This window comes from Maricaulis sp. ABE4_448, assembly GCF_056160825.1.
Genome location: NZ_JBSWXX010000001.1, coordinates 363,484 through 389,902 on the forward strand (window position 1 = coordinate 363,484; position 26,419 = coordinate 389,902).

At 64.4% G+C, this 26,419-nt stretch carries 27 protein-coding genes and 2 tRNA genes; 4 read left to right on the forward strand and 25 right to left on the reverse strand.

Annotation, left to right across the window (positions count from 1 at the left end; genetic code table 11):
- Window positions 1-62: 62 nt before the first annotated feature.
- The 6 genes from ACXAJV_RS01845 to ACXAJV_RS01870 are packed head-to-tail and all read right to left on the reverse strand — an operon-like array spanning window position 63 to window position 6,014.
- Window positions 63-1,409 carry a bifunctional folylpolyglutamate synthase/dihydrofolate synthase gene (locus ACXAJV_RS01845; RefSeq protein WP_475081281.1) on the reverse strand — a complete coding sequence of 449 codons (1,347 nt, stop codon included), beginning with the start codon at window positions 1,407-1,409 and terminating at the stop codon, window positions 63-65.
- The gene (gene accD, locus ACXAJV_RS01850; protein ID WP_475083271.1) at window positions 1,381-2,295 is read right to left on the reverse strand and encodes an acetyl-CoA carboxylase, carboxyltransferase subunit beta; all 915 of its coding nucleotides are present in this window, start codon (window positions 2,293-2,295) and stop codon (window positions 1,381-1,383) included. Before accD ends, ACXAJV_RS01845 begins: the two co-directional genes overlap by 29 nt.
- A gap of 34 nt (window positions 2,296-2,329) precedes the next feature.
- Window positions 2,330-3,118: a tryptophan synthase subunit alpha gene (trpA, locus tag ACXAJV_RS01855; protein WP_475081283.1), complete on the reverse strand. Its 789-nt coding sequence runs from the start codon at window positions 3,116-3,118 to the stop codon at window positions 2,330-2,332.
- Window positions 3,119-4,351 carry a tryptophan synthase subunit beta gene (gene trpB / locus ACXAJV_RS01860; protein WP_475081286.1) on the reverse strand — a complete coding sequence of 411 codons (1,233 nt, stop codon included), beginning with the start codon at window positions 4,349-4,351 and terminating at the stop codon, window positions 3,119-3,121.
- 34 nt (window positions 4,352-4,385) lie between these two features.
- Window positions 4,386-5,018 carry a phosphoribosylanthranilate isomerase gene (locus ACXAJV_RS01865; RefSeq protein ID WP_475081288.1) on the reverse strand — a complete coding sequence of 211 codons (633 nt, stop codon included), beginning with the start codon at window positions 5,016-5,018 and terminating at the stop codon, window positions 4,386-4,388.
- A gap of 54 nt (window positions 5,019-5,072) precedes the next feature.
- The gene (locus ACXAJV_RS01870) at window positions 5,073-6,014 is read right to left on the reverse strand and encodes a LysR substrate-binding domain-containing protein (protein ID WP_475081291.1); all 942 of its coding nucleotides are present in this window, start codon (window positions 6,012-6,014) and stop codon (window positions 5,073-5,075) included.
- Window positions 6,015-6,104: 90 nt separating this feature from the next.
- On the opposite strand from ACXAJV_RS01870, the gene ACXAJV_RS01875 reads away from it, so the two are divergent.
- Window positions 6,105-6,254, forward strand: a complete 150-nt coding sequence (locus ACXAJV_RS01875) for a hypothetical protein (protein WP_475081293.1) — start codon at window positions 6,105-6,107, stop codon at window positions 6,252-6,254.
- A 243-nt stretch (window positions 6,255-6,497) separates the two neighbouring features.
- Here the strand turns inward: ACXAJV_RS01875 and ACXAJV_RS01880 are convergent, their stop codons facing one another.
- From ACXAJV_RS01880 to aroA, 4 genes are all read right to left on the reverse strand, one after another.
- The gene (locus tag ACXAJV_RS01880; protein ID WP_271187504.1) at window positions 6,498-6,806 is read right to left on the reverse strand and encodes an integration host factor subunit beta; all 309 of its coding nucleotides are present in this window, start codon (window positions 6,804-6,806) and stop codon (window positions 6,498-6,500) included.
- Window positions 6,807-6,927: 121 nt separating this feature from the next.
- Entirely contained in the window at window positions 6,928-8,760 is a 1,833-nt protein-coding gene (gene rpsA / locus ACXAJV_RS01885) for a 30S ribosomal protein S1 (RefSeq protein WP_475081296.1), read from the reverse strand.
- 52 nt (window positions 8,761-8,812) lie between these two features.
- Window positions 8,813-9,439, reverse strand: coding sequence for a (d)CMP kinase (gene cmk / locus ACXAJV_RS01890; protein WP_475081299.1), 627 nt, complete (start codon window positions 9,437-9,439; stop codon window positions 8,813-8,815).
- Window position 9,440: 1 nt separating this feature from the next.
- Window positions 9,441-10,781 (reverse strand): 3-phosphoshikimate 1-carboxyvinyltransferase, encoded by a 1,341-nt coding sequence (gene aroA / locus ACXAJV_RS01895; RefSeq protein WP_475081301.1) that lies wholly within the window; start codon window positions 10,779-10,781, stop codon window positions 9,441-9,443.
- Between the two features lie 111 nt (window positions 10,782-10,892).
- Between aroA and ACXAJV_RS01900 the strand changes: the two genes are divergently transcribed.
- On the forward strand, window positions 10,893-11,339 hold the full coding sequence (locus ACXAJV_RS01900) for a TIGR02300 family protein (RefSeq protein WP_475081303.1): 447 nt from the start codon (window positions 10,893-10,895) through the stop codon (window positions 11,337-11,339).
- A 107-nt stretch (window positions 11,340-11,446) separates the two neighbouring features.
- Window positions 11,447-11,522: transfer RNA gene (locus ACXAJV_RS01905), tRNA-Ala, on the forward strand.
- 238 nt (window positions 11,523-11,760) lie between these two features.
- Here the strand turns inward: ACXAJV_RS01905 and ptsN are convergent.
- The 9 genes from ptsN to ACXAJV_RS01950 form a co-directional block, all read right to left on the reverse strand.
- The gene (ptsN, locus tag ACXAJV_RS01910; RefSeq protein WP_475081306.1) at window positions 11,761-12,225 is read right to left on the reverse strand and encodes a PTS IIA-like nitrogen regulatory protein PtsN; all 465 of its coding nucleotides are present in this window, start codon (window positions 12,223-12,225) and stop codon (window positions 11,761-11,763) included.
- 28 nt (window positions 12,226-12,253) lie between these two features.
- A complete protein-coding gene (gene hpf, locus ACXAJV_RS01915; RefSeq protein ID WP_475081308.1) occupies window positions 12,254-12,883 on the reverse strand; it encodes a ribosome hibernation-promoting factor, HPF/YfiA family in 630 nt (209 codons plus the stop codon).
- Between the two features lie 186 nt (window positions 12,884-13,069).
- The gene (gene rpoN / locus ACXAJV_RS01920; protein ID WP_475081311.1) at window positions 13,070-14,581 is read right to left on the reverse strand and encodes an RNA polymerase factor sigma-54; all 1,512 of its coding nucleotides are present in this window, start codon (window positions 14,579-14,581) and stop codon (window positions 13,070-13,072) included.
- 37 nt (window positions 14,582-14,618) lie between these two features.
- Window positions 14,619-15,386, reverse strand: coding sequence for an LPS export ABC transporter ATP-binding protein (gene lptB / locus ACXAJV_RS01925; RefSeq protein WP_475081314.1), 768 nt, complete (start codon window positions 15,384-15,386; stop codon window positions 14,619-14,621).
- Between the two features lie 7 nt (window positions 15,387-15,393).
- Window positions 15,394-15,990, reverse strand: coding sequence for an LptA/OstA family protein (locus tag ACXAJV_RS01930; RefSeq protein ID WP_475081317.1), 597 nt, complete (start codon window positions 15,988-15,990; stop codon window positions 15,394-15,396).
- Window positions 15,987-16,688: an LPS export ABC transporter periplasmic protein LptC gene (gene lptC, locus ACXAJV_RS01935; RefSeq protein ID WP_475081319.1), complete on the reverse strand. Its 702-nt coding sequence runs from the start codon at window positions 16,686-16,688 to the stop codon at window positions 15,987-15,989. Before lptC ends, ACXAJV_RS01930 begins: the two co-directional genes overlap by 4 nt.
- Before the next feature lie 89 nt (window positions 16,689-16,777).
- Entirely contained in the window at window positions 16,778-17,392 is a 615-nt protein-coding gene (locus ACXAJV_RS01940; RefSeq protein WP_475081321.1) for a ribonuclease D, read from the reverse strand.
- 31 nt (window positions 17,393-17,423) lie between these two features.
- Entirely contained in the window at window positions 17,424-18,692 is a 1,269-nt protein-coding gene (locus ACXAJV_RS01945) for a hypothetical protein (protein WP_475081323.1), read from the reverse strand.
- A 10-nt stretch (window positions 18,693-18,702) separates the two neighbouring features.
- Window positions 18,703-20,154: an MBOAT family O-acyltransferase gene (locus tag ACXAJV_RS01950; RefSeq protein ID WP_475081325.1), complete on the reverse strand. Its 1,452-nt coding sequence runs from the start codon at window positions 20,152-20,154 to the stop codon at window positions 18,703-18,705.
- A 322-nt stretch (window positions 20,155-20,476) separates the two neighbouring features.
- Here ACXAJV_RS01950 and ACXAJV_RS01955 point away from each other — a divergent pair, with 322 nt between their 5' ends.
- Entirely contained in the window at window positions 20,477-20,899 is a 423-nt protein-coding gene (locus ACXAJV_RS01955) for a hypothetical protein (protein ID WP_475081327.1), read from the forward strand.
- 110 nt (window positions 20,900-21,009) lie between these two features.
- Here the strand turns inward: ACXAJV_RS01955 and ACXAJV_RS01960 are convergent, their stop codons facing one another.
- The 6 genes from ACXAJV_RS01960 to ACXAJV_RS01985 all read right to left on the reverse strand — a co-directional run bounded on the left by ACXAJV_RS01960 (window position 21,010) and on the right by ACXAJV_RS01985 (window position 26,368).
- Window positions 21,010-23,037, reverse strand: a complete 2,028-nt coding sequence (locus ACXAJV_RS01960; protein ID WP_475081329.1) for a TonB-dependent receptor domain-containing protein — start codon at window positions 23,035-23,037, stop codon at window positions 21,010-21,012.
- Window positions 23,038-23,145: 108 nt separating this feature from the next.
- Window positions 23,146-24,009 (reverse strand): FAD:protein FMN transferase, encoded by an 864-nt coding sequence (locus ACXAJV_RS01965; protein WP_475081331.1) that lies wholly within the window; start codon window positions 24,007-24,009, stop codon window positions 23,146-23,148.
- Between the two features lie 107 nt (window positions 24,010-24,116).
- Window positions 24,117-24,941, reverse strand: a complete 825-nt coding sequence (locus ACXAJV_RS01970) for a DUF4198 domain-containing protein (protein ID WP_475081334.1) — start codon at window positions 24,939-24,941, stop codon at window positions 24,117-24,119.
- A gap of 15 nt (window positions 24,942-24,956) precedes the next feature.
- The gene (locus tag ACXAJV_RS01975) at window positions 24,957-25,475 is read right to left on the reverse strand and encodes a DUF2271 domain-containing protein (protein WP_475081337.1); all 519 of its coding nucleotides are present in this window, start codon (window positions 25,473-25,475) and stop codon (window positions 24,957-24,959) included.
- A 7-nt stretch (window positions 25,476-25,482) separates the two neighbouring features.
- Window positions 25,483-26,115: a PepSY-associated TM helix domain-containing protein gene (locus tag ACXAJV_RS01980; protein WP_475081339.1), complete on the reverse strand. Its 633-nt coding sequence runs from the start codon at window positions 26,113-26,115 to the stop codon at window positions 25,483-25,485.
- A gap of 166 nt (window positions 26,116-26,281) precedes the next feature.
- Window positions 26,282-26,368, reverse strand: a tRNA-Leu gene (locus tag ACXAJV_RS01985).
- Window positions 26,369-26,419 lie beyond the last annotated feature (51 nt).

Consider the following 26,419-nt stretch of genomic DNA (forward strand, 5'->3'; position numbering starts at 1 on the left):
GGATATGTCCGGTAGATGCTGCGACCGGACGCGCCGGATGCAGGTCTCACAGCTTCGTGATCTCAGCCCGGCGTCCGATGCGGCGGGGCGTCACCGAGGGCGAGGGCTTCGCCGGCGAGGTAAAGCGATCCGCCGATCAGGATGCGCGGTGCGGGGTGTTCCTTGGCGGCATTCTTCATGGCCGGGATCAACCCGCTGGCGATCTCCGCCTTCACGCCGCCGGCCTGGCAGGCCGCGACCACATCGTGTGCGGACTGCGAGCCGCCGCGGCCGGACTTGAATTCCACCGCTATGAGGCGCCGGGCCAGGCCGGAGAACTGGCTGCACCAGGCGGTGACATCCTTGTTGGGCGAGAAACCGGCAATGATGACCAGCGGACGCTCGTCACGCTCGTCCATGTCGGCGAGGGCGTGGGAGAGGGCCTTGGCGGCGGCTTCATTATGGCCACCATCGAGCCAGAGCTCGGCACCGGCCTTGCGCGCGATCTCGCCGAGCGGACCCCGGGTGATGCTCTGCAGGCGGGCCGGCCAGGCTGCATTGGCAATACCGGCGGCTGCAGCGCTCTCGGGCCATTGCAGCACGGCGGCGGCGGCGGCTGCGGCACCGGCATTGAGGATCTGGTGCGGGCCCAGCAGGCCAGGAGCCGGCAGGTCCCAGACACGGCTTTCATCCTCGTAGGTCAGCCGGCCGTGCTGGATATAGGCGTTGTAGTCGCGGCCCCAGACAAAGGCCGGAGCGCCCACCTTGGCGGCCTCGTCCAGAATGGCGGCTTCGGCGTCGTCGGCCTGGTTGCCGACCACGACCGGAACGCCGAACTTGCAGATGCCGGCCTTCTCGCGGGCGATCTGGCGCAGGTCAGTGCCCAGGAATTCCTGGTGATCGAGACTGACCGGTGTGATCACGCTCAGGGCCGGCCGGGCGATAACATTGGTGGCGTCGAAACGGCCGCCCAGACCGACTTCCAGGATCAGCCGGTCGGCGGGATGTTCGGAGAAGAGCAGCAGGGCCGCCGCCGTGGTGATCTCGAAGAAGGTGATCGGTTCACCGAAATTCGCCGCCTCGCAGCGGGCAAAGGCCTCGATCAACGTCTTGTCGTCGACCGGGGCCGAGTCGAGCAGGATGCGCTCGTTGAAATTTACCAGGTGGGGCGATGTGTAGACATGCACCCGCTCGCCCTTGGTGCGGGCCATCTCGGCCAGATAGGCACAGGTCGAGCCCTTGCCGTTCGTTCCGGCAACATGGACGGTCGGCGGCAGATGGTCCTGGGGATTGCCCAGCGCTGTCAGAAGGCGCTGCAGGCGTCCGAGGGAAAGATCGATTTTCTGCGGGTGCAGGCCGGCGAGGCGCACCAGCGCGTCATCAAGATCCTGACGGCGCGTGCTAATGGCTGCCCCCGTCGCTGGCCACATGGTCGGCCGGCGGCGGTGTGAGAGACGCCGGCATCGACGTTCCGGGGCGCTTCATCATGACCCTCAGCATGCGCGCCAGTGTACCCGGAATGTCCCGGCGATGCACGACTTTGTCGACCATGCCCTTTTCCAGCAGGTATTCGGCGCGCTGGAAGCCTTCCGGCAGTTTTTCGCGGATCGTCTGCTCGATGACGCGTGGTCCGGCAAAGCCGATCAGGGCGCCCGGCTCGGCGATGTGAACATCGCCCAGCATGGCGTAGGACGCGGTCACCCCGCCCGTGGTCGGATCGGTCAGCACCACGATATAGGGCAGGCCGGCATCCTTGAGCATTTCCACGGCAATCGTGGTGCGCGGCATCTGCATCAGGGAGAGCGTACCCTCCTGCATGCGCGCACCGCCGGCGGCCGTGTAGACGATCAGTGGTGCCTTGCGGGCGATCGCCTCCTCGGCCGCCTTGATGAAGCTCTCACCGGCCGCCATGCCGAGCGAGCCGCCCATGAAGGCGAAATTCTGCACCAGGACGACGCTTTCCAGCCCGCCGATACGGCCGACCGCAATCGCCATTGCGTCGTCGCGCCCGGTCTTCTTGCGGGCAGCGGTCAAGCGCGACGTATAGGGCTTGTCGTCCTTGAACTTCAGCGGGTCGCGAGGAACTTCCGGCGTGTCCAGCTCGGTATACTCGCCATCGAAGGTGAACTGAAAGCGCCAGGCCGGGCCGATGCGCATGTGATGCCCGGCGGGCGTCACGAACAGGCCGGCTTCCAGATCCTTGTGGAACACCATCTCGCCCGACTTGGGACATTTGATCCACAAATTGTCCGGCGTGTCCCGCTTGGAGAAGATTTTCGACATGCCCGGCGGGGTAATCTTGGACAGCCAGTTCATTCCCGTATCCTGATCGCTCATCGGCTTGTCTTCCTCAGCGGCGTGCAGCGTGCACAGCGGACGACAGGCGCTTTACCAACTCTTGTGCTCCGGCAACACCGCCTGAATGCATTGCATCGACGATGGCCGAGCCCACCACGACCGCGTCGGCCGTGCGGGCAATGGCGGCGGCCTGGTCCGGTTCCTTCACGCCGAAGCCGACTGCAACGGGCAATCCGCTGGCGCGCTGGACGCGGGCAACCGCCTCGCCGACTTCGGTTGCCGCGCCGGACCCGGCACCGGTCACCCCTGTCGTGGAAACGTAATAAACGAAGCCCGACGTGTTGGCGACAACGGTCGCCAGACGCTTGTCGTCGGTGGTCGGGGTCGCCAGGCGGATCAGGGCGATGGAGTATTTGCCCAGCGCCGCGCGCAGCTCGTCGTCTTCTTCCGGCGGTATGTCGACGCAAATCAGACCGTCAACGCCGGCCTTGGCCGCCGCCTTGGCAAACGCCTCCCAGCCCATGTGATGGATCGGGTTGGCATAGCCCATCAGGACGATCGGCGTGTCTTTGTCCTGTTTGCGGAAGACGGCGGCCTGGGCCAGCGTGCCCTTCAACGTCATGCCGGCGTCCAGCGCCCGCAAAGCGGAGGCCTGGATCGCCGGCCCGTCGGCCATCGGATCGGTGAAGGGCATGCCCAGTTCGATCACATCGGCGCCGGCTGCAGGCAAAGCGTTCAGAAGCGCCTGGCTGTCGCCGTCCCCGGCCATCATGTAGGCGACGAAGCCGGATCGGTTATAGGCGGACAGTTCGGCAAAACGGGTGGTGAGACGATCAGTCATCTAGAGCTCCACCCCCAGCACGCGCGCCACCTGGGGCACGTCCTTGTCGCCGCGGCCGCACATATTCATCAGGATGACGCCGTCCTTGCCGAGTTCCTTTGCCAGATCGCGCACACGGGCCAGGGCGTGGGCGGGTTCAAGGGCCGGGATGATGCCTTCCAGCCTGGTGCAGATCTGGAACATCTCGAGGGCTTCCTGGTCGGTGGCGGAGACGTATTCCGCGCGTTTCATGTCGTGCAGGAAAGCGTGTTCCGGGCCAATGCCGGGATAGTCGAGACCGGCCGAGATCGAGTGCGCGTCGATGATCTGGCCGTCATCATCCTGCAGGAGATAGGTCTTGTTGCCGTGCAGGATGCCCGGCTTGCCGCCTTTCAGCGAGGCCGCATGCTTGCCGGTTTCCACGCCCTTGCCTGCCGCCTCGACGCCGATCAGGCGAACCTCCTCGTCCTCGATGAAGGGGTGGAAGAGGCCCATCGCGTTCGACCCGCCGCCGATACAGGCGACGCAGGCATCGGGCAGGCGGCCCAGGCGTGCCTTCATCTGGGCGCGCGCCTCGCGGCCGATGATCGACTGGAAGTCGCGCACCATGGCCGGATAGGGGTGCGGGCCCGCGACCGTGCCGATGACGTAGAAGGTGTCGTGCACATTCGTCACCCAGTCGCGCAGGGCCTCGTTCATGGCGTCCTTCAGCGTGCCCGTGCCCGAGGTGACCGGCACGACCTCTGCGCCCAGCAGCTTCATGCGGAAGACGTTCGGTGCCTGGCGTTCCACATCCGTGGCGCCCATGAAGACGGTGCAGGGAATGCCGAAGCGTGCCGCAACGGTGGCCGTCGCCACGCCGTGCTGGCCGGCGCCGGTCTCGGCGATGATGCGCGTCTTGCCCATGCGGCGGGCCAGCAGGACCTGGCCGAGGCAGTTATTGATCTTGTGGCTGCCGGTGTGGTTCAGCTCGTCGCGCTTGAACCAGATCTGGGCGCCGCCGAATTCCTCGGTCAGGCGTTCGGCGAAATAGATCGGGCTGGGCTTGCCGACATAATCCTTCAGGAAGAGGTCCATCTCCTCGCGGAAGGCCGGGTCGGCCTTGGCCGCCTCATAGGCTTCCTCGAGTTCCAGAATGTTCGGCATCAATGTTTCGGCGACGAAACGACCGCCATAATCGCCAAACCGGCCACGCGCATCCGGCCAGGCCGAGAGCGCATTGGGACGTGTATCGGCGGACACGGGTTCGCTCATGGCTCGGCTCCTTGGTTGGTGCGCATTGGCGCGGTCAGACCGCCAGGGCGGCGGCAAAGGCTTGCATCTTCGCGGCGTCCTTGACGCCCGGTGCGCTCTCTATGCCGGAAGACACATCGACCGCGCCGGCGCCGGCAGCCGCGACAGCGGCGCAGACATTGGTTGCATCCAGCCCGCCGGACAAGAGCCAGGGCACGGAAATCTGCAGCGATTTCAGCAGAGCATAATCATAGCCCGCACCGTGACCGCCCGGGCGGTCGGCGCCCTTCGGCGGTTTCGCGTCGAACAGGATCATGTCGGCGATCCGGTCAAAGGCTTTGACGGCGTCCAGATCGGCCGTTTCGGCGACGGGCAAGGCCTTGATAACGCCGCGCTTTGCATAGGCCCGGGCCTGTACGACGCGCTGCGGCGTCTCGGCGCCGTGCAGCTGGATCCAGTCCGGATGCATGGCGTCGCGGATGCGGGCGAGCAGATCGTCGTCCGGATTGACGGTTACGGCGACCGTCTCGCTGGTCTTCGCCAGATGCGCCAGTTCGCCGGCCAGCGACGGGCTGACATGGCGCGGGCTTTTCTCGAAAAAGACATAGCCGGTCCAGCGTGCACCGACCTGCTCGGCAGCCGCCACATCCCGCCCGGTCTTCAATCCGCAGAACTTCATATCCGTCATGCCAGACCGGTTAACCTGTCCGGGGCGGCTTGGGAAGCGCGATACAGTGTTGCGCTACACGGTCTCTCCCGCTTCCGGGAAGGCCGGGACGGGCTGGTTGAGGCAAAAGGCCATTGGCTGGAACAGCATCCACTCAACAAAGGACCGGATTTTCGGTTCCCGCGAGCGGTTGCGGTCATAGACGAGGTAGTGGGCCACCTTGTGGTCGAGTTCGGACTCGAAGGGGCGGACCAGTATTCCGGCGGCGATCTGTTCGGCAAAATAGAGCGGTGACACGGCCACAGCGGCGTCGCCGGCGGCAATGGCCGCGGCGATCTCCATGGACTGCGTTTCCAGCTCGAGCGCGGCACGCTCGGGCAGACCGGACGGGTCGGCACCGGCATTGTCGAACCAGTCGCGCCACCAGGACATCGGCCCGAACAGGCGCAGCTTCAGGAGGTCGGCGGGCGTTTCGATCGGGCCGAGCCGCTCGACCGCACGCGCCGGAACCAGCGGGGTGATCGTGTCGGCGAACAGGAAGCGCGCCTCCAGCCCATCCCAGCGGCCATGACCCAGACGGATGCCGATATCGGCGTCGCCGCCGGCGATGTCGACCACTTCGGAGCGGCTGTCGATACGCACAGCGAATTCGGGATGGGCAATCTGGAAATTGCCGATCCGGGGGACGAGCCAGTTCGAGCAGAAGGTCGGCAGGGCTGTGATGGTCAGCACGCTGTCGCGATCCTCCCGGACATCGCGGAAGGTGCGCTCGAGCATGCGGAAGGCGTCCGACGTGCCCTGTGCCAGCTGGCGGCCGCGTGCCGTCAGCTCGACATGCCGGGCCTTGCGCTCGAACAGGGCGAAGCCCAGCCGGTCTTCCAGCAGCTTGATCTGGTAGCTGACCGCAGCCTGGGTCATGCCGAGGGCCTCGCCGGTCCGGGTGAAGTTTCCCAGCCGGGCGGCGGCCTCGAACACGCGGACGGCGTGAATGGGCGGGAGCGGGTGAGTATCAGTCATAAGCTGTCTTTATAAAAGACCCTCGAGATCGCGTTGGTCAAGGCGGTTCTGGCCTCTTAAATCATGGTCATGCTTATGACGGAGATGGTCATGACCCTCGCTGAACTGATGATTGAACACACCCCGCCCCGGATTGTGGGCAGCACCGGGGAGCGCCGTTACTACGGCGATTGGACAGGTTGGCTGGTCCGCCGGTTCGACTGGCTTGACGGCCATGCGGACTGGAACCGCAAGATCTGACGGCTTGCCGGTGGCCCGATGCCGATGGGCTGCCGGCCGGGCGGCGGGATCCGGACTTTCGTGATGCCGATGACGAAGGGCCGGTGTTCTGCCCGGACACCGGAAGACCGGACCCGCCGCCAAATCCTCCCGACCCTGAAAGCTTTATTCCCTCCGAAGGGTTTCCTTCCCCCGAAGCGTTTCCCGCCAACGACAAAGGGCCCGGCAATGCCGGGCCCTTTGTTCATGCAATCGGATTGTCGTTTATTCGGCGAGTTCGGGATGGGTCTCCCGGGACGCATCCACCCGCTCGCGCAGCTCCTTGCCGGTCTTGAAGAAGGGTACGTGCTTCTCCTTCACGGCAACGCTTTCACCGGTCCGCGGATTGCGGCCGACACGGGCCGGTCTGCGGCGAACCGAAAACGCACCGAAACCACGCAGCTCGACACGGTCGCCTTCGGCGAGCGCGTCCGTGATCCCGTCAAGGATCGTATTGACCACGCGCTCGACATCGCGGTGGTAAAGATGGGGGTTGGCTTCGGCTAGTTTGTCGATCAATTCCGATTTGATCATTGAGCACCTCCGCACCAGAAAATCCGATCCTTGCGCCTGCGGCCCCGGCCGTCAATGCGCAGGTATAAAAAAACGGCCGGAGCGAGAGGCTCCGGCCGTTCTTCTGTCCGGGTCAGGGTGACTAGTTGTCGCCCTGCTCGCCCTCTTTCTCGCGCAGCGCGGCGCCGAGAATGTCGCCGAGCGAAGCGCCGGCGTCAGAGGAACCGTACTGTTCGACGGCTTCACGCTCTTCGGAGATCTCCAGTGCCTTGATGGACAGGGAGATGCGGCGCGAGGCCTTGTCGATGTTGGTGATGCGGGCATCGACCTTGTCACCGACGGCGAAGCGCTCCGGACGCTGTTCCGCACGATCACGGGACAGGTCGGACTTGCGGATGAAGGACTTCATCGAGGTGTCGTCACCGAAGGACACTTCGATACCGCCCGAGGTGATCTCGGTGACCGTGCAGGTCACGGTATCGCCGCGGGACACGCCGGAGCTGTCCATCGGGTCGCCGCCGAGCTGCTTGATGCCCAGGGAGACGCGTTCCTTCTCGACGTCGACATCGAGCACCTTGGCTTCGACGACGTCACCCTTCTTGAAGCTCTCGATGGCTTGCTCGCCGGACTGCTCCCAGGAGATGTCCGACAGGTGAACCATGCCGTCGATGTCGCCTTCCAGGCCGACGAACAGACCGAATTCGGTGATGTTCTTGATCTCGCCCTTGATGGCCGTGCCGGACGGGTGCGTTTCCGCGAAGACTTCCCACGGATTGCGCTGCGTCTGCTTCACGCCCAGGGAGATACGGCGCTTCTCGGCGTCCACGTCGAGCACCATGACCTGAACCTCCTGCGAGGTGGACAGGATCTTGCCCGGATGGACGTTCTTCTTGGTCCAGGACATCTCGGAGACGTGGACGAGGCCTTCGACGCCCTCTTCCAGTTCCACGAAGGCACCGTATTCGGCGATGTTCGTGACGCGGCCTTCGAACACAGCACCGACCGGGTATTTGGCGGCAACGCCTTCCCACGGGTCGGACATCAGCTGCTTCATGCCGAGCGAGATGCGCTGGGTTTCCTTGTTGATCTTGATGATCTGGACTTTGACGGTCTGACCGACTTCCACCACTTCGGACGGATGGCCGACGCGGCTCCAGGACATGTCGGTGACGTGCAGCAGGCCGTCAATGCCGCCAAGGTCAACGAAGGCACCGTAATCGGTGATGTTCTTGACCACGCCGTCGCGGGCTTCGCCCTCGGCCAGCTGGCCGACGAGTTCGGCGCGCTGTTCAGCACGGCTTTCTTCCAGCACGGCGCGGCGCGAGACCACGATATTGCCGCGCGGACGGTCCATCTTCAGGATCGCGAAGGGCTGTTCCTGGTTCATCAGCGGGCCGACATCGCGCACGGGGCGGATATCCACCTGCGAGCCCGGCAGGAAGGCCGAAGCGCCGCCCAGGTCGACGGTGAAGCCGCCCTTGACGCGGCCGACAATGGCGCCGTTGACCGGCTCTTTCTTGTCGAAGGACTTTTCCAGACGATCCCAGCTTTCTTCGCGGCGGGCTTTGTCGCGCGACAGAATGGCATCGCCGAGCGCGTTTTCGATGCGCTCCAGGTAAACTTCGACTTCGTCACCCGCCTTGGGGGCTTCCGAGCCCGGGCCCGTGAATTCGCGCAGCGGGATACGGCCTTCGGTCTTCAGGCCGACATCGACCACCACGAAATCGTTTTCAATCGCGGTCACGTTGCCTTTGACGACCTGGCCTTCCGCGAGATCGCGGCCGGCGAGGCTCGCCTCAAGCATTGCGGCGAAATCGTCGGTCGTCGGGGTGAGGGATTCTGTAGACATGTTAAAGGGTTGCTCCGATGCAGCGACAGTATTGCGTGTGTCTGTCCTGTCGCCGCTTGCCGTTTCCGGCCGGTTGGACGTTATAAAAAAGGCGCCAGATCGAACCGCCACAACGATCGTCGTCACGGAAATCGCGTCTGGAACACCCGGCTATTTTGTTGCGCTAGCGGAGGAAGCGTCACGCCTTTTGGCGCTTTTCCACAATACGGATCGCTGTTGCAACGGCCGCGTCTATACTCAAGGAAGACGTATCAAGCAAGGTCGCGTCGTCGGCGGGCTTCATCGGCGCGTCAGTGCGCTCGGCATCGCGGGCATCGCGCTCGCGGGTCTGTTCGAGCATCGTCTCGAAGCTCAGCGTCTCGCCCTTGGCCCGCAACTCCTCCCAGCGCCGCCGCGCGCGGGTCTCGGCATCGGCCGTCACGAACAGTTTCACCTCGGCATCCGGACAGATCACCGTGCCGATATCGCGCCCGTCCAGGATCGCCCCGCCGGGCTGTTGGGCAAAGGCACGCTGCAGGTCGAACAGCGCCTCGCGTACCTGCGGGATCGCGGCGATGCGGGAGGCCATGGCGCCGGCCTCGGCCGTGCGGATCCGGTCTTCGTCGATCGCGGACAGGTCCAGCAGCGCCGCCAGCCGGGCACAGGCCCCGGCGTCGGCCGGATCGACCCCGGCCTCGATGACAGCCAGACCCGTCGCCCGGTAGAGCGAGCCGGTATCCAGATGCGGCAGGCCGAAACGATCCGCCAGCGCCCTGGCGATCGTGCCCTTGCCCGAGGCGAGCGGTCCGTCGACGGCGATGATCATGTCACGCCGGCTCCAGCTGCACGCCCAGCTCGGCCATGTGCGCAAAGAAATCGGGATAGCTCGTGGCGATCATGGCGATATCGTCAACCGACGCGCCCTCGCGTGAGGCCAGGCCGAGCACGAGCCCGCTCATCGCCAGGCGGTGGTCGTGATGCGTGACCGTGCGGCCGCCCCCCTCGACACCGCCCAGACCCGCGCCATGAACGGTCAGACTGTCCTCACCCGTCTCGACGTCGACGCCGCTGGCACGCAGCAGCTCTGCCGTCCCGGAGAGGCGGTCGCTTTCCTTGGCGCGCAGTTCGGCCAGGCCCGGCATGAAGGTCGTGCCTTCGGCGAAGGCGGCGGCTACGGCGAGGATGGGATATTCGTCGATCATCGCCGGCGCGCGTTCGGCCGGCACCTCGATGCCGCGCAGCGTGCTCGCACGGGCCGTCACCGTCATGGTCCGTTCGCCGGCCATGTCTGGGCCCGGCTCGACCGTCAGCTCGGCCCCCATTTCGCGCAGCGTCTCGATCAGGCCGGTCCGGGCCGGATTGTCCATGACACCGGTCAGCGTCACCTCCGAGCCGGGTGTGACGAGGGCCGCCACGATCGCAAAGGCCGAGGAAGACGGGTCGCCGGGGACATCGATGTTGCAGGCGATCAGCCTCTGCGGGCCGGCAAGACGGATGGTCGAGGCCGGTCCGTCGCGCTGCACGTCGATTTCAGCGCCAAAGGCGGCGAGCATGGTTTCCGTGTGGTCGCGGGTGATCTGCGGTTCGTGCACGCAGGTTTCGCCGTCGGCGCCCAGCCCGGCCAGAAGAATGGCCGACTTCACCTGGGCCGAGGCGACCGGCGGCGTGTAATCGATCCCGTGCAGCTGGCCGGGCGAAAGACGGGCCGGCAGGCGGCCGTCACTGGTCTCGAACAAGGCGCCCATTGCTTCCAGCGGATCGGTCACCCGGCGCATGGGGCGCGAGGACAGGCTTTCATCGCCGACGAACTCCGCTGCCACACCAGTGCCGGCAACGGCGCCCATCACGAGGCGCACACCGGTGCCGGAATTGCCGAAATCGAGCGGTGCGTCGGGCGGCGCAAGGCGGCCGCTGGTGCCCAGAACGGTCCAGGCACCCGGGCCTGTGCGCTCGACGCCGGCGCCGAGTGCCGCCATGGCCTTGGCCGTGTTCAGCACGTCTTCGCTTTCAAGCAGGCCGGTAATCCGGGTTTCACCGCGGGCGAGCGCGCCGAGGATCAGGGCACGGTGCGATACGGACTTGTCGCCAGGGGCCTTCAGGCGACCGGACAGCGCTTGTGCAGGCAAGGCCCTGAAAGGCCCGCTTCGGCGGGACGGAATTTCGCTCATGAAAGGAAAAACTGGGTTTGAGGTGACAAGACGGCGATCAGGTTTTGACAGAGCGCGATGATCGTGGCAACGGGTCCCGCCGAAATTGAAATCTGGTTGTGAAGGGAAGTCATGGCCAAGCCAGAACTGGGAAGTAAGCGCGCCTGCCCGAGCTGCGGCGCCAAATTCTACGATCTGGGCCGCCGGCCGGCCCGTTGCCCGAAGTGCGGGACCGAGTTCGATCCCGAACTCGAGGACCCGCGGCTGAAGGCTGCGCCGGCCCCTGCGCCGGAAGAAGACGAGACGCCGGTCAAGAAGGCGCCTGCCGAAGATGACGGCTATGGTGACGAGGACGACGACACGCCGGAAGTCGACGCCGAAGCCGATCGCATCCCCGATGATGATGACGAGGATGACGACGAGAACGGTTCGGGGCTGAGCGACGATCTACCGGACGATTTCGAGGATGACGATGTCAGTGACGACGATAGTGACGACGACTCGACCAAAGTCCTGATCGACGAGGAAGACGACGAGGATTTCGCCGGCTTCTCGATCGAGGATGAAGAGGACATCTAGGTCGTTCCGGTCATCTGCATTTGACACGCACAAGAGGCTTGATCCCGGGGAAAACCGGGACTAGTTTCCGCGCTCCTCGCCGGGACCCAATCCGGCGGACAGGATAAGGGGCCATAGCTCAGTTGGGAGAGCGCTTGAATGGCATTCAAGAGGTCGGCGGTTCGATTCCGCCTGGCTCCACCACCCTTCGCCCTGCTGGCTTCGGGTGGTAAACCACCCGCAGCGCGCACTTGGGGCGAAGCGGTGTCCCCCGAAGCCTCGGCGAAGGGGGACTGTCGAGGACAGGCTCTGCGGCCGCACCATCAAACCCCGCCCTCTGGCGGGGTTTTTGCTTTTGCGGTTGAATTTAAACAGATCGCGTTGGCGAACAGCCAGAAGGGCCTGAGAGCCCGGACGGAGTGAACTCCGTCCGGGCCGGTTATCAGGCTGCGTCGGTCGCCGGCTCGCCGGCGAGGACGGCGTGGATTGCCTCGTTGTCCGGTGCCGCGCGAAGCCGCTGACGCACATCCTCGCGGCGCAGGAGCCGGGAAACCCGGGCCAGCGCCTTGAGGTGTTCCGCGCCGGCGTCTTCCGGCGCGATCAGCATGAAGATGAGATCCGCGGGGCGGCCGTCGATCGACTCGAAATCGACCGGCGTGCGCAAGCGCGCGAAAATGCCGACCACGGAATCAATGCCGGCCAGACGGGCGTGCGGGATCGCAACGCCCTGGCCGACACCGGTCGAGCCGAGCCGTTCGCGCTGGAGGACAGCGTCGAAAATCGCGCGCGCCGGCTGACCCGTCAGGTCGGCCGCCAGGTCGGACATGGCCTGCAGGGCCTGTTTCCGGCTGGACGCACCCAGATCGACATGCACCCCCCCGCTGGGGATCAAATCAGCTAACGCCATACTTCGCTTCTCGTTGCTGGGCCGGTTGCTACTCGGCCGGCTCCGGTCGGTCAACTCGGGAGGGGTCAACCCAGCCGATATGCCCGTCAGGGCGGCGATACACGATGTTCAGACCGCCATTGGCCGCGTTGCGGAACATCAGGAAGGGCGAATCCGCCGCATCCAGTTCCAGCGAGGCCATGCCGACGGTGAGTGTCCGCACCTCGCCCGGCCGCTCCGCGATCACGATGGGCTCCGGAGTACCGCTTGCGGGGGCTCCGTGATCCTCGTCATCGTCGAAATCGTCTTCGTTCCAGGTATCGGGACTGCCCTTGAGCACGACAATCTGAAGCGACTCGGCCGGCAGTTCGGCCTTGTTCGCATTGTGGTGGTTCTTCAGTTTCCGCTTGTAGCGGCGGAGGCGCTTCTCCAGGCGCTCCATCGTGTTTTCCGCTGCCTTGTAGGCGTCGTCGGCTTCGCCGTGAGCCTGCAGCATGGCGCCCGAGGGCAGATGCACCGAACAGTCGACGCGAAAGCCGATGCCTTCGCGCGAAATCGATACATAGGCTTCGCCCGGACGGTTGAAGTATTTGGATACGCCGTCTTCAACCCGCGACAGGATCTGTTCCCGCAGCGCGTCGCTGACGTCGATACCCTTGCTGACCACCTGTATTTGCATGCGCTCCTTCCCGCTGGCCATACACCAGCACGTGAGGCGTTGACATCACGGTGCCGCCCCTCCCCGGAAAGCGGGCGGAACCTAGTCGCGGGGTAGGCCGGGAGTCAATGCGTGTGTGCTCCGGGCAGCCGACGAACCGCGACGGCGGCGGATGGGGGTCCGCCGGGGCGCTCGTTCAGGCCTTCCCTAGCCAGCACGTTTCAAAATTCGACGACGCTGGACCGAGGAGGGGATGTTGAGCGCCTCCCGGTATTTGGCCACAGTCCGGCGTGCGATTTCAATCCCTTCGTCACGCAAATGTTCGACAAGCTTGTCGTCGGACAGCACATCTTCCGCAGTTTCATGGTTGATCATGGTCTTGATCCGGAAGCGGACGGCTTCGGCAGAGTGGGCGTCCCCGCCTGCGGCCGACGGGATGGCGGAGGTGAAGAAATACTTCATCTCGAACATACCGCGCGGTGTGGCGACATATTTGTTCGAGGTGACCCGGCTGACGGTCGATTCGTGCATGCCGATCGCGTCGGCCACGGTCTTCAGGTTCAGCGGACGCAGATAGGCAACGCCATGGGCCAGGAACATGTCCTGCTGGCGCACGATCTCGCTGGCGACCTTGAGGATGGTGCGGGCGCGCTGGTCGAGGCTCTTCACCAGCCAGCTGGCATTCTGCGAGCACTCGGTGATGAAGGTCTTGTCCGACTCCGAGCGGGCGACCGCCGTGATCTCGTTGAAATAGCGGTTGTTCACCAGGACGCGCGGCAGGGTGTCGGAATTCAGCTCGACCTGCCAGCTGCCGTCCGGCGACTGGCGGATGAACACGTCCGGTTCGACGGCGCGGGTTGTGTCCGAGGTAAAGGCGAGGCCCGGCTTTGGCGTGAGGTCGCGGATTTCCGCGATCATCTCGTCCAGATCTTCATTATCGACGCCGCACAGGGATTTCAGGGCGGCATAATCGTGCTTGGCCAGGCGTTCGAGATTGTCCAGCAGCGTGGCCATGGCCGGATCGAGCCGGTTCTTGTCCTTCAGCTGCAGGGCCAGGCACTCGGTCAGGTCGCGGGCCATCACACCGACCGGGTCGAAACCCTGGGTCAGTTCGAGGACCCGTTCGATGCGGGCGCGCTCGACGCCGAGCTGTGAAGCGATCTCGTCGAGATCCGCGCGCATATAGCCGTCATCATCAGCCAGATCGATCAGATGAGCACCGATCAGCTTGTTGACCGGATCCGCCGTGGCGGTCGCCAGCTGGGCGTGCAGGTGTTCGGACAGGGACAGTTCACGCGAGGAATTGGCGATTGCGTCATAGTCTTCGCCGGCGGCACCGCCGCCGCTGCCCGTGGGCGACCAGTTTCCGGCCCCCAGCGCATCGCCGGTGCTGGAAGCGCTGTCGACACCGGACAGGTCGGATTTCGAATCGTCACCATGAATGACGTCCGAATCGGCATCGATGGAATCATTGGCATCGGCAGACGGGGCGGACAGTTCCAGCTCGCGCGGCTCGCCTTCGCCTTCCTCGCGCAGCGATTCGCTCGAGCTTTCGCTTTCGTCGCGTTCGAGCAGCGGATTGCGTTCCAGTTCGCCTTCGACGAACTCGGCCAGCTCGATATTCGAGAGCTGCAACAGCTTGATGGCTTGTTGGAGCTGGGGCGTCATCACCAGGGACTGGCCCTGGCGCATGTCCAGCTTCTGCATCAATCCAGCCATGTGAACCTCTGTTTGGTACGTTTCCTGCAGAGGTTAATCAGGCAAAACTTTCTCCGAGATAAACGCGGCGCACGTCCGGGTCGGCCCGGATCTCCGCCGGCGAGCCCTCGAACAGCACTTCACCCTCGTGGATGATCGTCGCCCTGTCAGTGATTTCAAGGGTTTCGCGGACGTTGTGGTCGGTAATCAGAATGCCGATTCCGCGCTCGCGCAAAAAGCGGATCAGGTCGCGGATATCGGTGATTGCAAGCGGGTCGATACCTGCAAAGGGCTCGTCGAGCAGCATGAAGGAGGGGCGAGTCGCCAGGGCGCGGGCGATTTCCACCCGCCGTCTTTCACCGCCCGACAGCGAGGGCGCCGGGGCGTCGCGCAGGTGGGCGATGCGCAGCTCCTCCAGCAGCTGGTTCACCAGTTCGTGGCGTGCATCCCGATCCTTTTCAACGACTTCCGCGACGGCCAGCACATTCTGCTCGACTGTCATGCCGTGAAAGATCGACTTTTCCTGGGGCAGGTATCCGATGCCCAGACGGGCCCGCTGATACATCGGCAGGCGGGTGATATCCTCACCGTCCAGGAGGATGCGGCCGTAATCCGCCTCCACCAGCCCGGTAATCATATAAAAGCACGTGGTCTTGCCGGCGCCGTTCGGCCCGAGCAGTCCGGCGACCTCGCCGCGCTCAAGCGAAACCGACACGCCTTTCACGACCGGGCGCTTGCCATAGGCCTTGCCGATCTTCTCGACAACGAGGCCGTTACCGGTCGCGGTTTCGGGCGCGGGGGCCGGATGGAATTCGCTGAAGGCCATGCCGGTTCTATCCATCCGTCTCTTCGGTGCCGCCGCCGGCATTGTCTTCACCCTCGTCCGTGGCGGCGGTCTCTTCATTGCCGCGCGGATGGATGACCATGCGCACGCGCGCGCCGTCGCCGGCTTCGCCGAAGGAGGAGTTTCCGGTCACCAGATCGGTCACGAACCGCGTCGCGGTGAACACGTCCTCGCCCTGGGTGATGACGACATCGCCGGTCAGGGTGATGGTTTCCTCGGCCAGAAGATAGACGCCGCGATCGCCGCGCGCCCGCTGTTCCGGCGTAGTGTAAAAGACATTCCCGGTCGCCACGATGCGCTCGATATTGCCCAGATTTCCGGTCGGGCCCGAGCCGGTGCTCTGACCGTCGAAAAACACCTCGATCCGGTCGGCACGCAGGCTGCTGGTCCCCTGCACGGCGTTGACATTGCCCGTCCAAATGGCCCGGTTCTCCGGGTTCAAGAGCTCGGAATGGTCGGCCTCGATGTCCAATGGCAGGCGGGAATCGCCGATCTGTGCCAGGCTGGCCGATGTCAGGGCTGTCGGGGCCAGGACGAGAGCGACCAGTACGGCGGCGCAGGCCCGGAGTGCTGTCAGTCGCATCATTCGCTTCCTTCTTCTTGCGCGGCGCGCGACAGGTCGGTGCGCTCCTGAACGAGAGTCATGCGGACATTTCCGTCAAAAATCAAAAGATCACCGCCTTCGCGGATTTCATAGCTGTCGGCGCGGATCGTGCCCATCGGTCCGGAGCCCTCGACGGGAAGCTCGCCAACCACCCGCGCCTCGCGCAGGAAAATCCGCGCATGCTCGGAGGCAAAGCTGTAGCCGTCATCGGTGTCCAGATTGACGTCGGAATAGAGGTCCAGCACGCGGTTATTGGCGTCGTACCGGCCGGTCTGTGCCAGCACGCTGGAGGCGTCTGTCTCCAGGAAGTCATAGTCCAGGCGCGGGCGTTCCAGATCGGTGATGTCCGGTGCCCCGCCCCGCTGGCGGATCGCAGCGTCGGCCGTCAGCACATAGGGGATCAGCGCGTCGTCACGGCCCACAAAGCGCGGATTGACCATGCGGCTGTCCGCGCTGACCATTTCGGTCTCGCCGGCGACGCTGCCCTGGCTGCCCATGACCAGTTGCACGACCAGCAGGACGGCAATCGCCGCTGCGGCGATCATGAAGCCCAGGCGCAGCCGCCGCACGAACGCCGTGCGCCGCCGGGCAACGCCGAGCGCCAGCGCGCGGCGCGGTTCCCAGCTACCGTGATGGGGGGGCTGAAAGGCCTCGAGGCCGGGGTTGGCAGTCACGCTCATGAGCCGTCAATGGTTGGCGGCGTCCGGCGCAGTGCCGGGCGCGGCAGTAGAAAGACCAGTCTTTGCAGGCCTTTTCAAGGCAATCCGGTTCAGGTGTGCGCGAAAATGTCGGTTTCCGGCCAGCCGGCCAGATCGAGCCTTGCGCGCGTCGGCAGGAAGTCGAAACACGCTTTGGCGAGCGCCATGCGATCCTCGCGTTCCAGCATCAGGGTCAGCCGGTCGCGCAGGGCGTGCAGGTGCAGCACGTCGGAGGCGGCATATTCCAGCTGCGCCGGGCTCAGCTCGTCCGCGCCCCAGTCCGAGCTCTGCTGCTGCTTGTTCATGTCGACGCCGACAAGTTCGCGCGTCACGTCCTTCAAACCGTGACGGTCGGTATATGTACGGCACAGTTTTGAGGCAATTTTGGTGCAGAAAACGGGTGCCAATGTCACACCAAGGTAGCGCTCGACCATCGCCACATCAAAGCGGGCGAAGTGCAGGATCTTCTCGGTGCCCGGGTCTGACAGCAGCGCCTTCAGGTTCGGGCAATCATAGGTCTTGCGGTCCATCTGCACGACATGCGCGTCGCCATCGCCGGCCGACAATTGCACCACGCACAGCATGTCCCGAGTCAGCGACAGACCCATCGTCTCGGTGTCGACGGCAACGGCCGGGCCGAGGTCGAGGCCGGCGGGCAGGTCGCCCTTGTGGTAGTGCACGGTCATGATCGGATTTCCTTGCTCGTGAAGACCGGTCCTAGCGCCGCGACGCCGCCGGCGCAATGCGCTCGAGCTTGTCGTCCAGGCTGCGCCGGTCGTCGCGGTTCAGGAATTGCGGGGGCGACACCTCGGGCTCCGGCCGGGTCAGCTCCAGATCGTCGAACAGAGCGGTTGCCGCTTGCCCGTCCGGCCGTTCCAGCCAGGCCTGTCGCCGCTCGCGCAAGGCATCGGCTGTTGAGGCGGCGGCGTGGGGTGTCAGTCGCACGCCGAACGGTAGTGTGCCCGACGGGGCTTCCATCCGTTCCAGGCGCATGCGTTCCAGCATCGCCTGGCCGACATGCGGCAGATAGTGCGAGGGCTCGTAGAAGGCCGGGTGCGCGCCGGTCTGTTGCGGTCCCGGCGCCGGTTGGCGGGCAAATGGCTGGAAGCCGGAAAAGTCCCACAATACGGCGCCGCCGCCCGGAACACAGGCCTCGACGGGTTCGCGGTCGGCATAGGCCTCGAAGGTTTCCGCCAGCAATTGCCGGAAGGCCAGATACTCGTCCAGCTCGCCGGAGCGGACCAGTGCTTCCTCGCGCCAGGCGTGCAGCGGATGGATGAAGCCCGTCACCTGGACACCCGAGGCGGTCAATGCATCGAGCACGTCCTGGAACATCGTCAGGCGTTCCGGGTCGAAGGTGTAGCCCTGGTACCAGGAATAGATGCCGCGCGCGCCGCTTTCATAGCGTTCGCGCTGGGCGCCGGCCGGGTAGGTATCGGCCCAGGGCACGCGCGGTTCGCCGCCGGTCAGATTGTCGGCGATCAGCTGCAGGGAAGCGCCGAATGTGTTGGGCGACAGCGAGACGCGGGCAAGCGACAGCCAGCGACGACCGTCGGTCAGAGCCGACAGCCAGTAGGTCGCCTTGGCCTTGGAGTGAACGCCGAACTCGTCGAGATCGAGCCCGATCACCACGCAGCGCAGTTCTTCATTCCGCGCGGCCAGGGCGGCTGCCTGGGACAGTTCGAAGATATTCGTGCCGCGCATGCCGGCATTATAGATTCCGCCGGGCCAGTGCTCCGGCTCGTGCGGGAAACCGTCCACCGTGCGCGAAGAGCCCAGCAGGATGGCCCGGTCACCACCGCGCGCCAGCCGGTCGGCAACATGCACCCGTCCGCCATCTTCCAGCAGGCGCGTGTCTCGCGCCGTCAGGCCGGGAATGTCCGGTGCGCCGGTGATGCCGAATGGATCAACAAGCGCATTGAACCCGCCGAACAGGGCCAGGCCGGCGAAAAGGGCGATCAGCAATGTCGAGGCGTAGCGCGTCATCCCTGTCCCCTCAGAATGTGTAATAGATGAATTCGGACGTCTTCCAGGCGTTCAGCACGGACAGGAAGAGCAGCGCTGCTGCAGCGATTGCCGTGCCGCGCGAGAATTTCCAGCGCGGACCGGGCTTGGGCCGGATCTCCGCATCCTTCATCGTCTGCTCATCGATCACGTCGGTGAAGACTTCCGGCGTATCCGGCAGTGACCAGACAATGCCAAGGCCCAGCACGATCCAGGCAATCGCCTCGACGGTGACGCCCTCCAGCCCCAGACCGGAAAAGCCGAACATTCCGGCCAGGATTCGGCCCGCGCCGGACCAGCTTTCGGCCCGGAAGAAGACCCAGGCAATCGTTGTAAACGCAAAGGTCAGACCGATCGCCATCACCTTGCGCCGGCCGGCAAACCAGTTCTTCGGGCCCCATTTCGCCCAGAAGTGGTTCACTGTCAGACCCAGCCCGTGCAGTCCGCCCCATATGACAAATGTCCAGGCAGCGCCGTGCCAGAGCCCGCCCAGAAGCATGGTGGCAAACAGATTCACATAGCGGCGCACCTCGCCCTTCCGGTTACCGCCGAGCGGGATGTAGAGATGGTCGCGCAGGAAATGGCTGAGCGTGATGTGCCAGCGCCGCCAGAACTCCACCACCGAGGCCGACTTGTAAGGCCCGTTGAAATTCACCGGCAGGCGGTAACCGAGGCAGCGGGCGAGGCCCAGCGCCATGTCGGAATAGCCCGAGAAGTCGAAGAAGATCTGCAGCGCATAGGCCACCGCGCCGATCCAGGCGGCGATCAGGCCCGGTTCCCCGCCGCGCTCGGCCATTGCGAACAGCGAGGACGCGAAGGGCTCTATATTCTCCGCGATCAGCACTTTCTTCGCCAGACCGATCGAGAAGATGGTCAGGCCGATGCCCAGATTGGCAGACAGGTCGTCCTTGCGCGTGTCGTCGGCAAACTGCGCCGCGATCTGGTGGTGTTGCACCAGCGGGCCGGCGACGATGTGCGGGAAGAAGCTGACGAAGAGTGTGTGCGAGAAGATGTGGCCGGGCGCCGTCTTCTTGCGGGCGATATCGACCAGGAAGGAGATCTGCTGGAAGGAGAAGAAGGAGATCGCCAGCGGCAGGCCGACATTGAGCAGGGGCAGTTCCAGCGGGGTTAGCGCGTTGACATTGCCGATCAGGAAGTCGGCGTATTTGAAGAAACCCAGCAGGGCCAGGTTGAAGATGATGCCGATCGCGAGGAAGGGCTGGTTGCCCCATCGGGCCATGGCGCGCGCGACGATGTGGTTCATCGCCACCGAGAACAACAGCAGCGGCAGGTTCCGAACATCCCACCAGGCATAGAAGACCAGCGAGGCGAGGTTCAGGATGAACAGCGCGGCCAGATGGCTCAGATAGCGCCGCGCCAGATAGTAGGCCGCCAGCACGCCGGGCAGGAAAAGAAACAGGAATTCGAACGAATTGAAGAGCATGTCGCGGCCCGGCCCCCGAGGTCCGGGGACGCTAACGGCCCGGGCCCCGTGCGGCAAGACAGGCCTGCACGGTAGCAGGGGATGCGGGGGAGGTGTCCACCAGTCTCAATTTTGTGACGTTTACGTGTCGAACTTGCAAAAATCACAGAGTTAATGCACCGTAAATTCACGAAATGATTGTCTTATAATCGTTAAAATTAAGCGCATGCAGGGGTTTGCGTGAAAGTTCGTATGATCCGTATACGGACTTTACAGGGGCTGTGAGTTCTGTAACATAAGCGTCATGAAAACGCAGTTTCAGATTCTCACAGGAGGAGAAGTCATGAAAAAGACAAGCATGATGATCGCTGCTTCCCTCGCTGGCGCGCTCGCCCTGGCCGGACAGGTCACGGCTCAACGCGCCCCGGTCCAGGGTGAAGCCTTTGTTCTCGAAATGCTCGGTCAGCGCAGTTGGGAAGTATCCTGCCGCCTGACCCAGGGTGATGGCGATGCCATCGAGGCCCGTGATCGTGGCCGGGGCCTGCACGATAATGGCCGCTTCGCCATCGGCGATGTGACCGGTGGTCTGTGCTCCTATTCCGTGCCTGAGCGCGGCGAGTTGCGCCTGACGATGAATGTCGAGCACACAGGTTTCAACTGCCCGTTCACGGTGACCGAGGCCGGCTTCTGCCGCGCTTACCTTCAGCCGGGCGACCATGGCAGCTTCCAGATCACCCGCAGCCAGATGGCGACGACCGGTTCGTAAGCACCGGCAACACAGTCCCCCAACCTGTACGAAGCACTTACAGGTCAGTGAAACGCCCGGCAGGTTCACCTGCCGGGCGTTTTGCGTCTGACCGGGTGCTGCCGGGATGGCTAGAAGGTCTGGGCGATCGTCACCTTGATGTTCCGGCCCGGTTCGTAATCGTCCAGGTGCAGATTGCCGAACACCGGGTGGAACGTGTCGCCGCTGCGCGAGGCGTGCGAGGTGTAGAACTCGTCGAACAGGTTATCGACACCCAGATTGAGCGACAGGCCTGCGACGTCGAACGGCTGGTTCCACTGAGCCGACACATTGTGGATCGTATAGCCCGGCTTCACCTGACCGGTCTGGGTCGTCAGCTCCTGAACATTCTGCACCGCCCAGTTCACCAGAAGGTCAACCTGTTCGAACTGATAGGTGACATCGAAGGTCGCGGTGTCGCCGGCTTCGCGGAAGTCCGCATCATCCGGCGTCAGCCCGGCGGACAGGGCGGAGGCGTCCATGTCCCAGCCGGAATAGGTTGCCAACAGGTCCCAGTTGCCGTGCACGAGGTTGGCGCTGAGCTCGAACCCGTCGATCACGGCCTCGCCGAAATTATCGTCCCAGCGCTCGCCGGTCGTGGTGCCGGGCACGGCAACTTCCAGCATGTAGTCGTCAAGCGTCGTTTCGAACACGTTCGCGCCGATGTGAAGATGGGCGTCCCCGATGCGTGTCGTCCAGCGCAGTCCTGCTTCCAGGTGCTGCCCGGTCTCCGCATCGAGATCGGGATTGATGACTTTCGTCGCCCCGCCACCCGTGAAGGGCTCGGCCGGTTCGGGGCCCCGGAACAGCGTGGAATAGCTGGCCAGCAGGACCAGGTCTTCCGTCACATCCCATTCACCCGCGAGTGCGTAGGTGAACTCGTCGAATGAGTCTCTCTCGGACAGCGAGTGATAGCTGATGTCGTAGGTGTTGTAGCGCACACCCGGGCGGATGCGGACGGGGCCGAAATCGATCTCGTCTTCAATGAAGTATGCGGTCGACTCTGCCGCTTGCTCGACGATGCCTGCCGATCCGCCGATCAGGTCGCCGTCGAAAGACAGGTTTTGGTCGAAATACTGCACGCCATATCGAAGCGTGTGCGAGAGTGGCGCTGTTTCAAGGCGCGAAACGGCAAGCACGTTCACGCCCTGATTGTCCGAGGTGGCTTCCTTCACGAAACCACCGCCGCGGATCGGCGCCCGCTCGTCGCGCCACAGACGCATGTCATTGGTAAAATAGGTGGCTTCCAGCGTCATCGCGTCACCCAGATCGAGCTGGTAGGACAGATTGATCGACTCGCGGCTGTATTCTGTGGGCAGCAGGATGTCGGCAGTGATCGCTTCATTGGTGCGCACGCCCATATCGGGCCGCTGGATGTAGTCACCGGCGTCTTCCAGCAGATCATAGCTCAGTTCGACGCGCTGGTTGGCGGTCATGTCGAGGCCGAGCTTGAACAGCACATTTTCAGTGGTGCCGTCGGAGCCGATCGTGCCGATGCCCTCGCCGTCGTCGAAATTGCCGCGGTCGACATTGTGATAATAGGCCAGGACATCGAAACGGTCACCCAACTGGCCATAGCCGGTGAGCGAATAGCTCGTCTGCGCATTGCTGTGATGTGAGGCCATGAGGCGGCCGCCGAAATCATTGCCGGTCGCATCGAGAAGATCGGCTGCGTCGCGGGTCTCGAAGCGTGCGACGCCGCCGCGTCCGCCGGCGATGACAGAGTTGTTGCCGAGCTGGATGTCCGCCGAGCGCAGGATATCCGGATTGATCAGCAGATTGCCCATGTGGTGGTAGAGATAGTTGGTCTGCAGGGCGCCATCGACATAGACGTCGAGGTCACGATCGGAAATGCCACGGAAGCTGATCCGCGTGTTCACCGAGTGCGTGCCGCCAATCTCGACGCCGGGCAGCGCGCGCAGCAGGTCGGACAGGTGGTCGGCCTGCTTAAGCTGCAGATCCTGTTCACCCAGATAGAGCGAGCTTGACTGCACCGCTGTCCCCCACACCGTGATCTCGTCGGCAATATCGTCCTGGGCCAGCGCGGCGCCTGTCAGGAGTGCGATGGCCGAGACTCCGGTGGTAAGCCGCGCGAGGATGCGTGTCTGATAAGCCTTCATGGGGTTTGTCCTGTCCTTCTTGCAAATGCGTTGCGGCTGCGATTACGAAGGCGCGGCCGGACAGTCAATGCTTTTGCGAAGCGTTTGCAGAAAATGTGACAGTGTGTCTCAGATGTTCGGGAAGCGTGCCTGTAGCGGCCGGCTCGGCAGAACGGTGCCATCGTGACCGAGTGCGAGCGCGCAGATCCCGAAGGTCTCGGTCAGATGGCCCGCCTTTGCTGCGCCGGCCGCACAAAGAGCCGTCGCCCAGCCGTCAGCCATCATGCAGGTGTCGGCAACAACCCAACATGCCGGCCAGGCGGTTGCAGTCCCTGTCCCGCCGTCGCTGTCCAGTATGTGAACACCGCCGGGACATCCAGCGCGTGCCCGCGCCGATCCGGCAAGGGCCTGGTCGACCAGCGCCAGCCGGGCCACAACCCCGTCGCCCTCAGGGGCTAGGTCGACCCACCAGGGTGTCAGATCGTGACGTATGCCGCGGGCAATGAACTCGCCGCCGATCTCCAGCAGGAAGGATGACAGGCCGAGCGCGCCCAGCACGCCGGCAGCCCTGTCCAGGGCATAGCCCTTGGCGATTGCGGACAGGTCCAGCAGGCCTTGATCAGGCCTTCGGGCGCGCACGGAGGCCGTGTCGATCTGGAGTTTCCGGCCGTCCCCCCGTGGCCCGTCGGTCAGACCAGCGCCGGGCAGCGGATCGAAGGCGAAGGCCGCCGTCTCTGCGCCGAGAAGCGGATTGAAGGCGCCGCCGCTGTCGATGGCAAGTGTTCGCGCAGCCTGCAGCACTGTCAGGAAGTCCGCAGAAACGCCGGCCCAGCTGTCAGGCGCCAGCGCGTTGAAGTGTGACAGTTCGGACGCGGCATCCCACTGGCTGAACGTCGCGACGGTCTGCGCAAAGACCGCAAGCAGACCGTCTTGCAAACGGGTCTCGTCCAATCCGGCCGGCCGGTAGCCTGTCAGGCGCCAGACCGTGCCCATTGTTTCGCCCCGCAGGGCAAACGGGCGCTCGCCGGGGGGCGGAGCGGCAGGCAGGGCGCGCCCGTCCAGGTCCGGGACCAGAACAAGCAGCTCCCCGCCGCCGGCCGTCAAAACGGCAGCGCCTCGACCGTCGCGGTGTATGAGGAAACCTGCACGATGCCATCGGCGCCCGGCCCGGGACGCGTCCCATCGCCGCGGCCGGCCGAGATCCAGTAGCGGCCGGCCTCGTCTGGCGTGAAGGAGAAACGGCCGTCTGCATCCGTGACAGCGTGAACAGCACCGGCGTCATCCCGATAGCGGTCGTTGCCGCGCACGATTTCCACTACGGCACCCTCGGCAGGGCTGCCGTTCAGGAAAATGCGAAATTCCGCGGCTTCCCCGGCATAGACGTCATTGGGGTGGGTCACCGGTTGCAGCTCATAGCCATTGCCGTCGAGTTCGAAGGCCCCGGTCGTCGGCGCGCCCAGCGTGACGAATGTCTCGACCCGCCGGGTGGCGTGCATCAGGCTGACCCCGTCGATCGCGGTGATACCCTCGGTTTCGAAGCTCTCCAGCGTTCCGCGGCGGCGCTGGGTTTCGCCCCCGGCGTCGGTCCAGGATGCGAAATAGAGACCGCCGGTCTCGGAGATTCGGTACGTGCCTTGCTGCGTCAGCTCGACGTCAAAGGTCGAGCGGAAACGCCCCGTCGCGCCATTGTGCAGCGGCACGGCCTCTCCGTCCGGTGCCGTGACACGGATGTCCTCCAGTGGCAGGGCGACATGATTGGGGAAGAACAGGTCGTTGGAAATGGCGCCGTCTACCGTGATCCATTGCGTGTCGCCGGACAGGGTGAAGGTCGAAGGCAGCAGCCACATTCGGTGAGCGTTGGCTGCGCTCGTCGCTGCCGCCGCCATTGCCGTGGCGCAGAGCATGCCGGTGATGAGCTTTTTCATTCCTCTGTCTCCTTGTCAGTTCGCGGTCAATCGCAGGGTGACACGGCCGAGCTCGGTCTCGCCCTCGATCATGGCCTCCGAGGACGCATCCGGCGCCCATTCGAAAGGGACTTCCAGCAGTTCGCGGCCGCCGACCTCTCGGCTGGCCTCGACGAAAAGGGAATACCGTCCCGGTTCTAGATCGACGAGGCGCGGGTCGTCCTGCGGGATCTCGAGCGTGTGGGTGGCCGGCGGACGGGTCGGCCCGGACACGCCGTCGACGGGCATGTCGAGTGTGCGCCCGATGCGGCGCCACCACATGCGGATATCTTTCAGCCAGGTCTTGCCGTCACCCTCGGGGCCGGTGGTCAGCTGGTACCAGACAGCCAGGTTCGCCGCGACGCTCTGGTCTTCGCGCGCAATCCAGATGGCAACATAGGGACGGTGATATTCCGCGACACGCAGACGGGGAATCTCCAGCTCGATCTCCATGTCCGAAGCGGACGCGGGGGTGGCGAACAGGGCCGTTCCGGCCAGGCTGAGAAGGGCGCGCATATCGACCTCACAAGTGTACGAAAAGAATGACGAGCAGGACCGGAAGGGCCGTGCCGCCGGCGACAAGCGGCCAGGTGATGGCGCGCTTGCCGGCATGGATCTGCAGCAGCCAGAGCCCGGTCAGGCAGAACAGGATGGTCGCAACGGAAAAGATGTCGAGAAACCAGGCCCAGACCGTCCCGGTGTGGCGGCCCTTGTGCAGATCGTTCAGCAGGGCGATCGCGCCGCGTGAGGTCTCCTCGTAGAGAACCTCGCCGCTGTCGAAATCGATACTTATCCAGGCATCGCCGCCAGGCCGGGGCAGGCTGACATAGACGTCGACAGGCGACCATTCCAGCATTCCCCGGTTCGGCCACACGCCAAGCTCCCGGCGGATCAGGACAGCCAGGTCCCGCGGCAGGCGTTCGGCCGTGCCGTCTTCGGCCAGGCTCGCCAGTCCGCTTCTCGCTGTCTCGGGCAGTTCGAAAGTCAGGCTGCGTGTCTGCGGGTCGGCCTCGATCTGGCCGGCGTGATTGAGGGTTATGCCGGTTGCCGCAAACAGCAGCATGCCGGTCAGGCAGATCGCACCGGATATCCAGTGCCAGATCCGCGCCTGACGTTTCCAGAATTGCGCTTTGGATTTACGGGGCTTGGGCGGCATGGCTGGGCGCGTACGAGAAAGAAGCTAAACAACTGCTTCCTAGCCGCTTCCAGTGCTTTTGCAAATCATTCTTACTCGCGCAACCTGGGGAATGACAGCGCGCGCACGCTCAAACCCGACCACTGGCCAGGCCAAAGGGCACTGTTTCGCGTTGTTCCGGAGAAGATGGTGCCCAGGAGAAGACTCGAACTTCCACTCCCTAACGGGAACTGGCACCTGAAGCCAGCGCGTCTACCAATTCCGCCACCTGGGCAGGTGTCGAGGCGCGGTTCCTAAAGCCGCCATGCAGCCAAGTCAACGGGGC

Excerpts from the sequence above, each read along its gene's own strand:
- ACXAJV_RS01845 (WP_475081281.1), bottom strand. The coding sequence starts at position 1,409 with ATGTGGCCAGCGACGGGGGCAGCCATTAGCACGCGCCGTCAGGATCTT.
- accD (WP_475083271.1), bottom strand. The coding sequence starts at position 2,295 with ATGAACTGGCTGTCCAAGATTACCCCGCCGGGCATGTCGAAAATCTTC.
- trpA (WP_475081283.1), bottom strand. The coding sequence starts at position 3,118 with ATGACTGATCGTCTCACCACCCGTTTTGCCGAACTGTCCGCCTATAAC.
- trpB (WP_475081286.1), bottom strand. The coding sequence starts at position 4,351 with ATGAGCGAACCCGTGTCCGCCGATACACGTCCCAATGCGCTCTCGGCC.
- ACXAJV_RS01865 (WP_475081288.1), bottom strand. The coding sequence starts at position 5,018 with ATGACGGATATGAAGTTCTGCGGATTGAAGACCGGGCGGGATGTGGCG.
- ACXAJV_RS01870 (WP_475081291.1), bottom strand. The coding sequence starts at position 6,014 with ATGACTGATACTCACCCGCTCCCGCCCATTCACGCCGTCCGCGTGTTC.
- ACXAJV_RS01875 (WP_475081293.1), top strand. The coding sequence starts at position 6,105 with ATGACCCTCGCTGAACTGATGATTGAACACACCCCGCCCCGGATTGTG.
- ACXAJV_RS01880 (WP_271187504.1), bottom strand. The coding sequence starts at position 6,806 with ATGATCAAATCGGAATTGATCGACAAACTAGCCGAAGCCAACCCCCAT.
- cmk (WP_475081299.1), bottom strand. The coding sequence starts at position 9,439 with ATGATCATCGCCGTCGACGGACCGCTCGCCTCGGGCAAGGGCACGATC.
- aroA (WP_475081301.1), bottom strand. The coding sequence starts at position 10,781 with ATGAGCGAAATTCCGTCCCGCCGAAGCGGGCCTTTCAGGGCCTTGCCT.
- ACXAJV_RS01900 (WP_475081303.1), top strand. The coding sequence starts at position 10,893 with ATGGCCAAGCCAGAACTGGGAAGTAAGCGCGCCTGCCCGAGCTGCGGC.
- ptsN (WP_475081306.1), bottom strand. The coding sequence starts at position 12,225 with ATGGCGTTAGCTGATTTGATCCCCAGCGGGGGGGTGCATGTCGATCTG.
- hpf (WP_475081308.1), bottom strand. The coding sequence starts at position 12,883 with ATGCAAATACAGGTGGTCAGCAAGGGTATCGACGTCAGCGACGCGCTG.
- rpoN (WP_475081311.1), bottom strand. The coding sequence starts at position 14,581 with ATGGCTGGATTGATGCAGAAGCTGGACATGCGCCAGGGCCAGTCCCTG.
- lptB (WP_475081314.1), bottom strand. The coding sequence starts at position 15,386 with ATGGCCTTCAGCGAATTCCATCCGGCCCCCGCGCCCGAAACCGCGACC.
- ACXAJV_RS01930 (WP_475081317.1), bottom strand. The coding sequence starts at position 15,990 with ATGATGCGACTGACAGCACTCCGGGCCTGCGCCGCCGTACTGGTCGCT.
- lptC (WP_475081319.1), bottom strand. The coding sequence starts at position 16,688 with ATGAGCGTGACTGCCAACCCCGGCCTCGAGGCCTTTCAGCCCCCCCAT.
- ACXAJV_RS01940 (WP_475081321.1), bottom strand. The coding sequence starts at position 17,392 with ATGACCGTGCACTACCACAAGGGCGACCTGCCCGCCGGCCTCGACCTC.
- ACXAJV_RS01945 (WP_475081323.1), bottom strand. The coding sequence starts at position 18,692 with ATGACGCGCTACGCCTCGACATTGCTGATCGCCCTTTTCGCCGGCCTG.
- ACXAJV_RS01950 (WP_475081325.1), bottom strand. The coding sequence starts at position 20,154 with ATGCTCTTCAATTCGTTCGAATTCCTGTTTCTTTTCCTGCCCGGCGTG.
- ACXAJV_RS01955 (WP_475081327.1), top strand. The coding sequence starts at position 20,477 with ATGAAAAAGACAAGCATGATGATCGCTGCTTCCCTCGCTGGCGCGCTC.
- ACXAJV_RS01960 (WP_475081329.1), bottom strand. The coding sequence starts at position 23,037 with ATGAAGGCTTATCAGACACGCATCCTCGCGCGGCTTACCACCGGAGTC.
- ACXAJV_RS01965 (WP_475081331.1), bottom strand. The coding sequence starts at position 24,009 with ATGGGCACGGTCTGGCGCCTGACAGGCTACCGGCCGGCCGGATTGGAC.
- ACXAJV_RS01970 (WP_475081334.1), bottom strand. The coding sequence starts at position 24,941 with ATGAAAAAGCTCATCACCGGCATGCTCTGCGCCACGGCAATGGCGGCG.
- ACXAJV_RS01975 (WP_475081337.1), bottom strand. The coding sequence starts at position 25,475 with ATGCGCGCCCTTCTCAGCCTGGCCGGAACGGCCCTGTTCGCCACCCCC.
- ACXAJV_RS01980 (WP_475081339.1), bottom strand. The coding sequence starts at position 26,115 with ATGCCGCCCAAGCCCCGTAAATCCAAAGCGCAATTCTGGAAACGTCAG.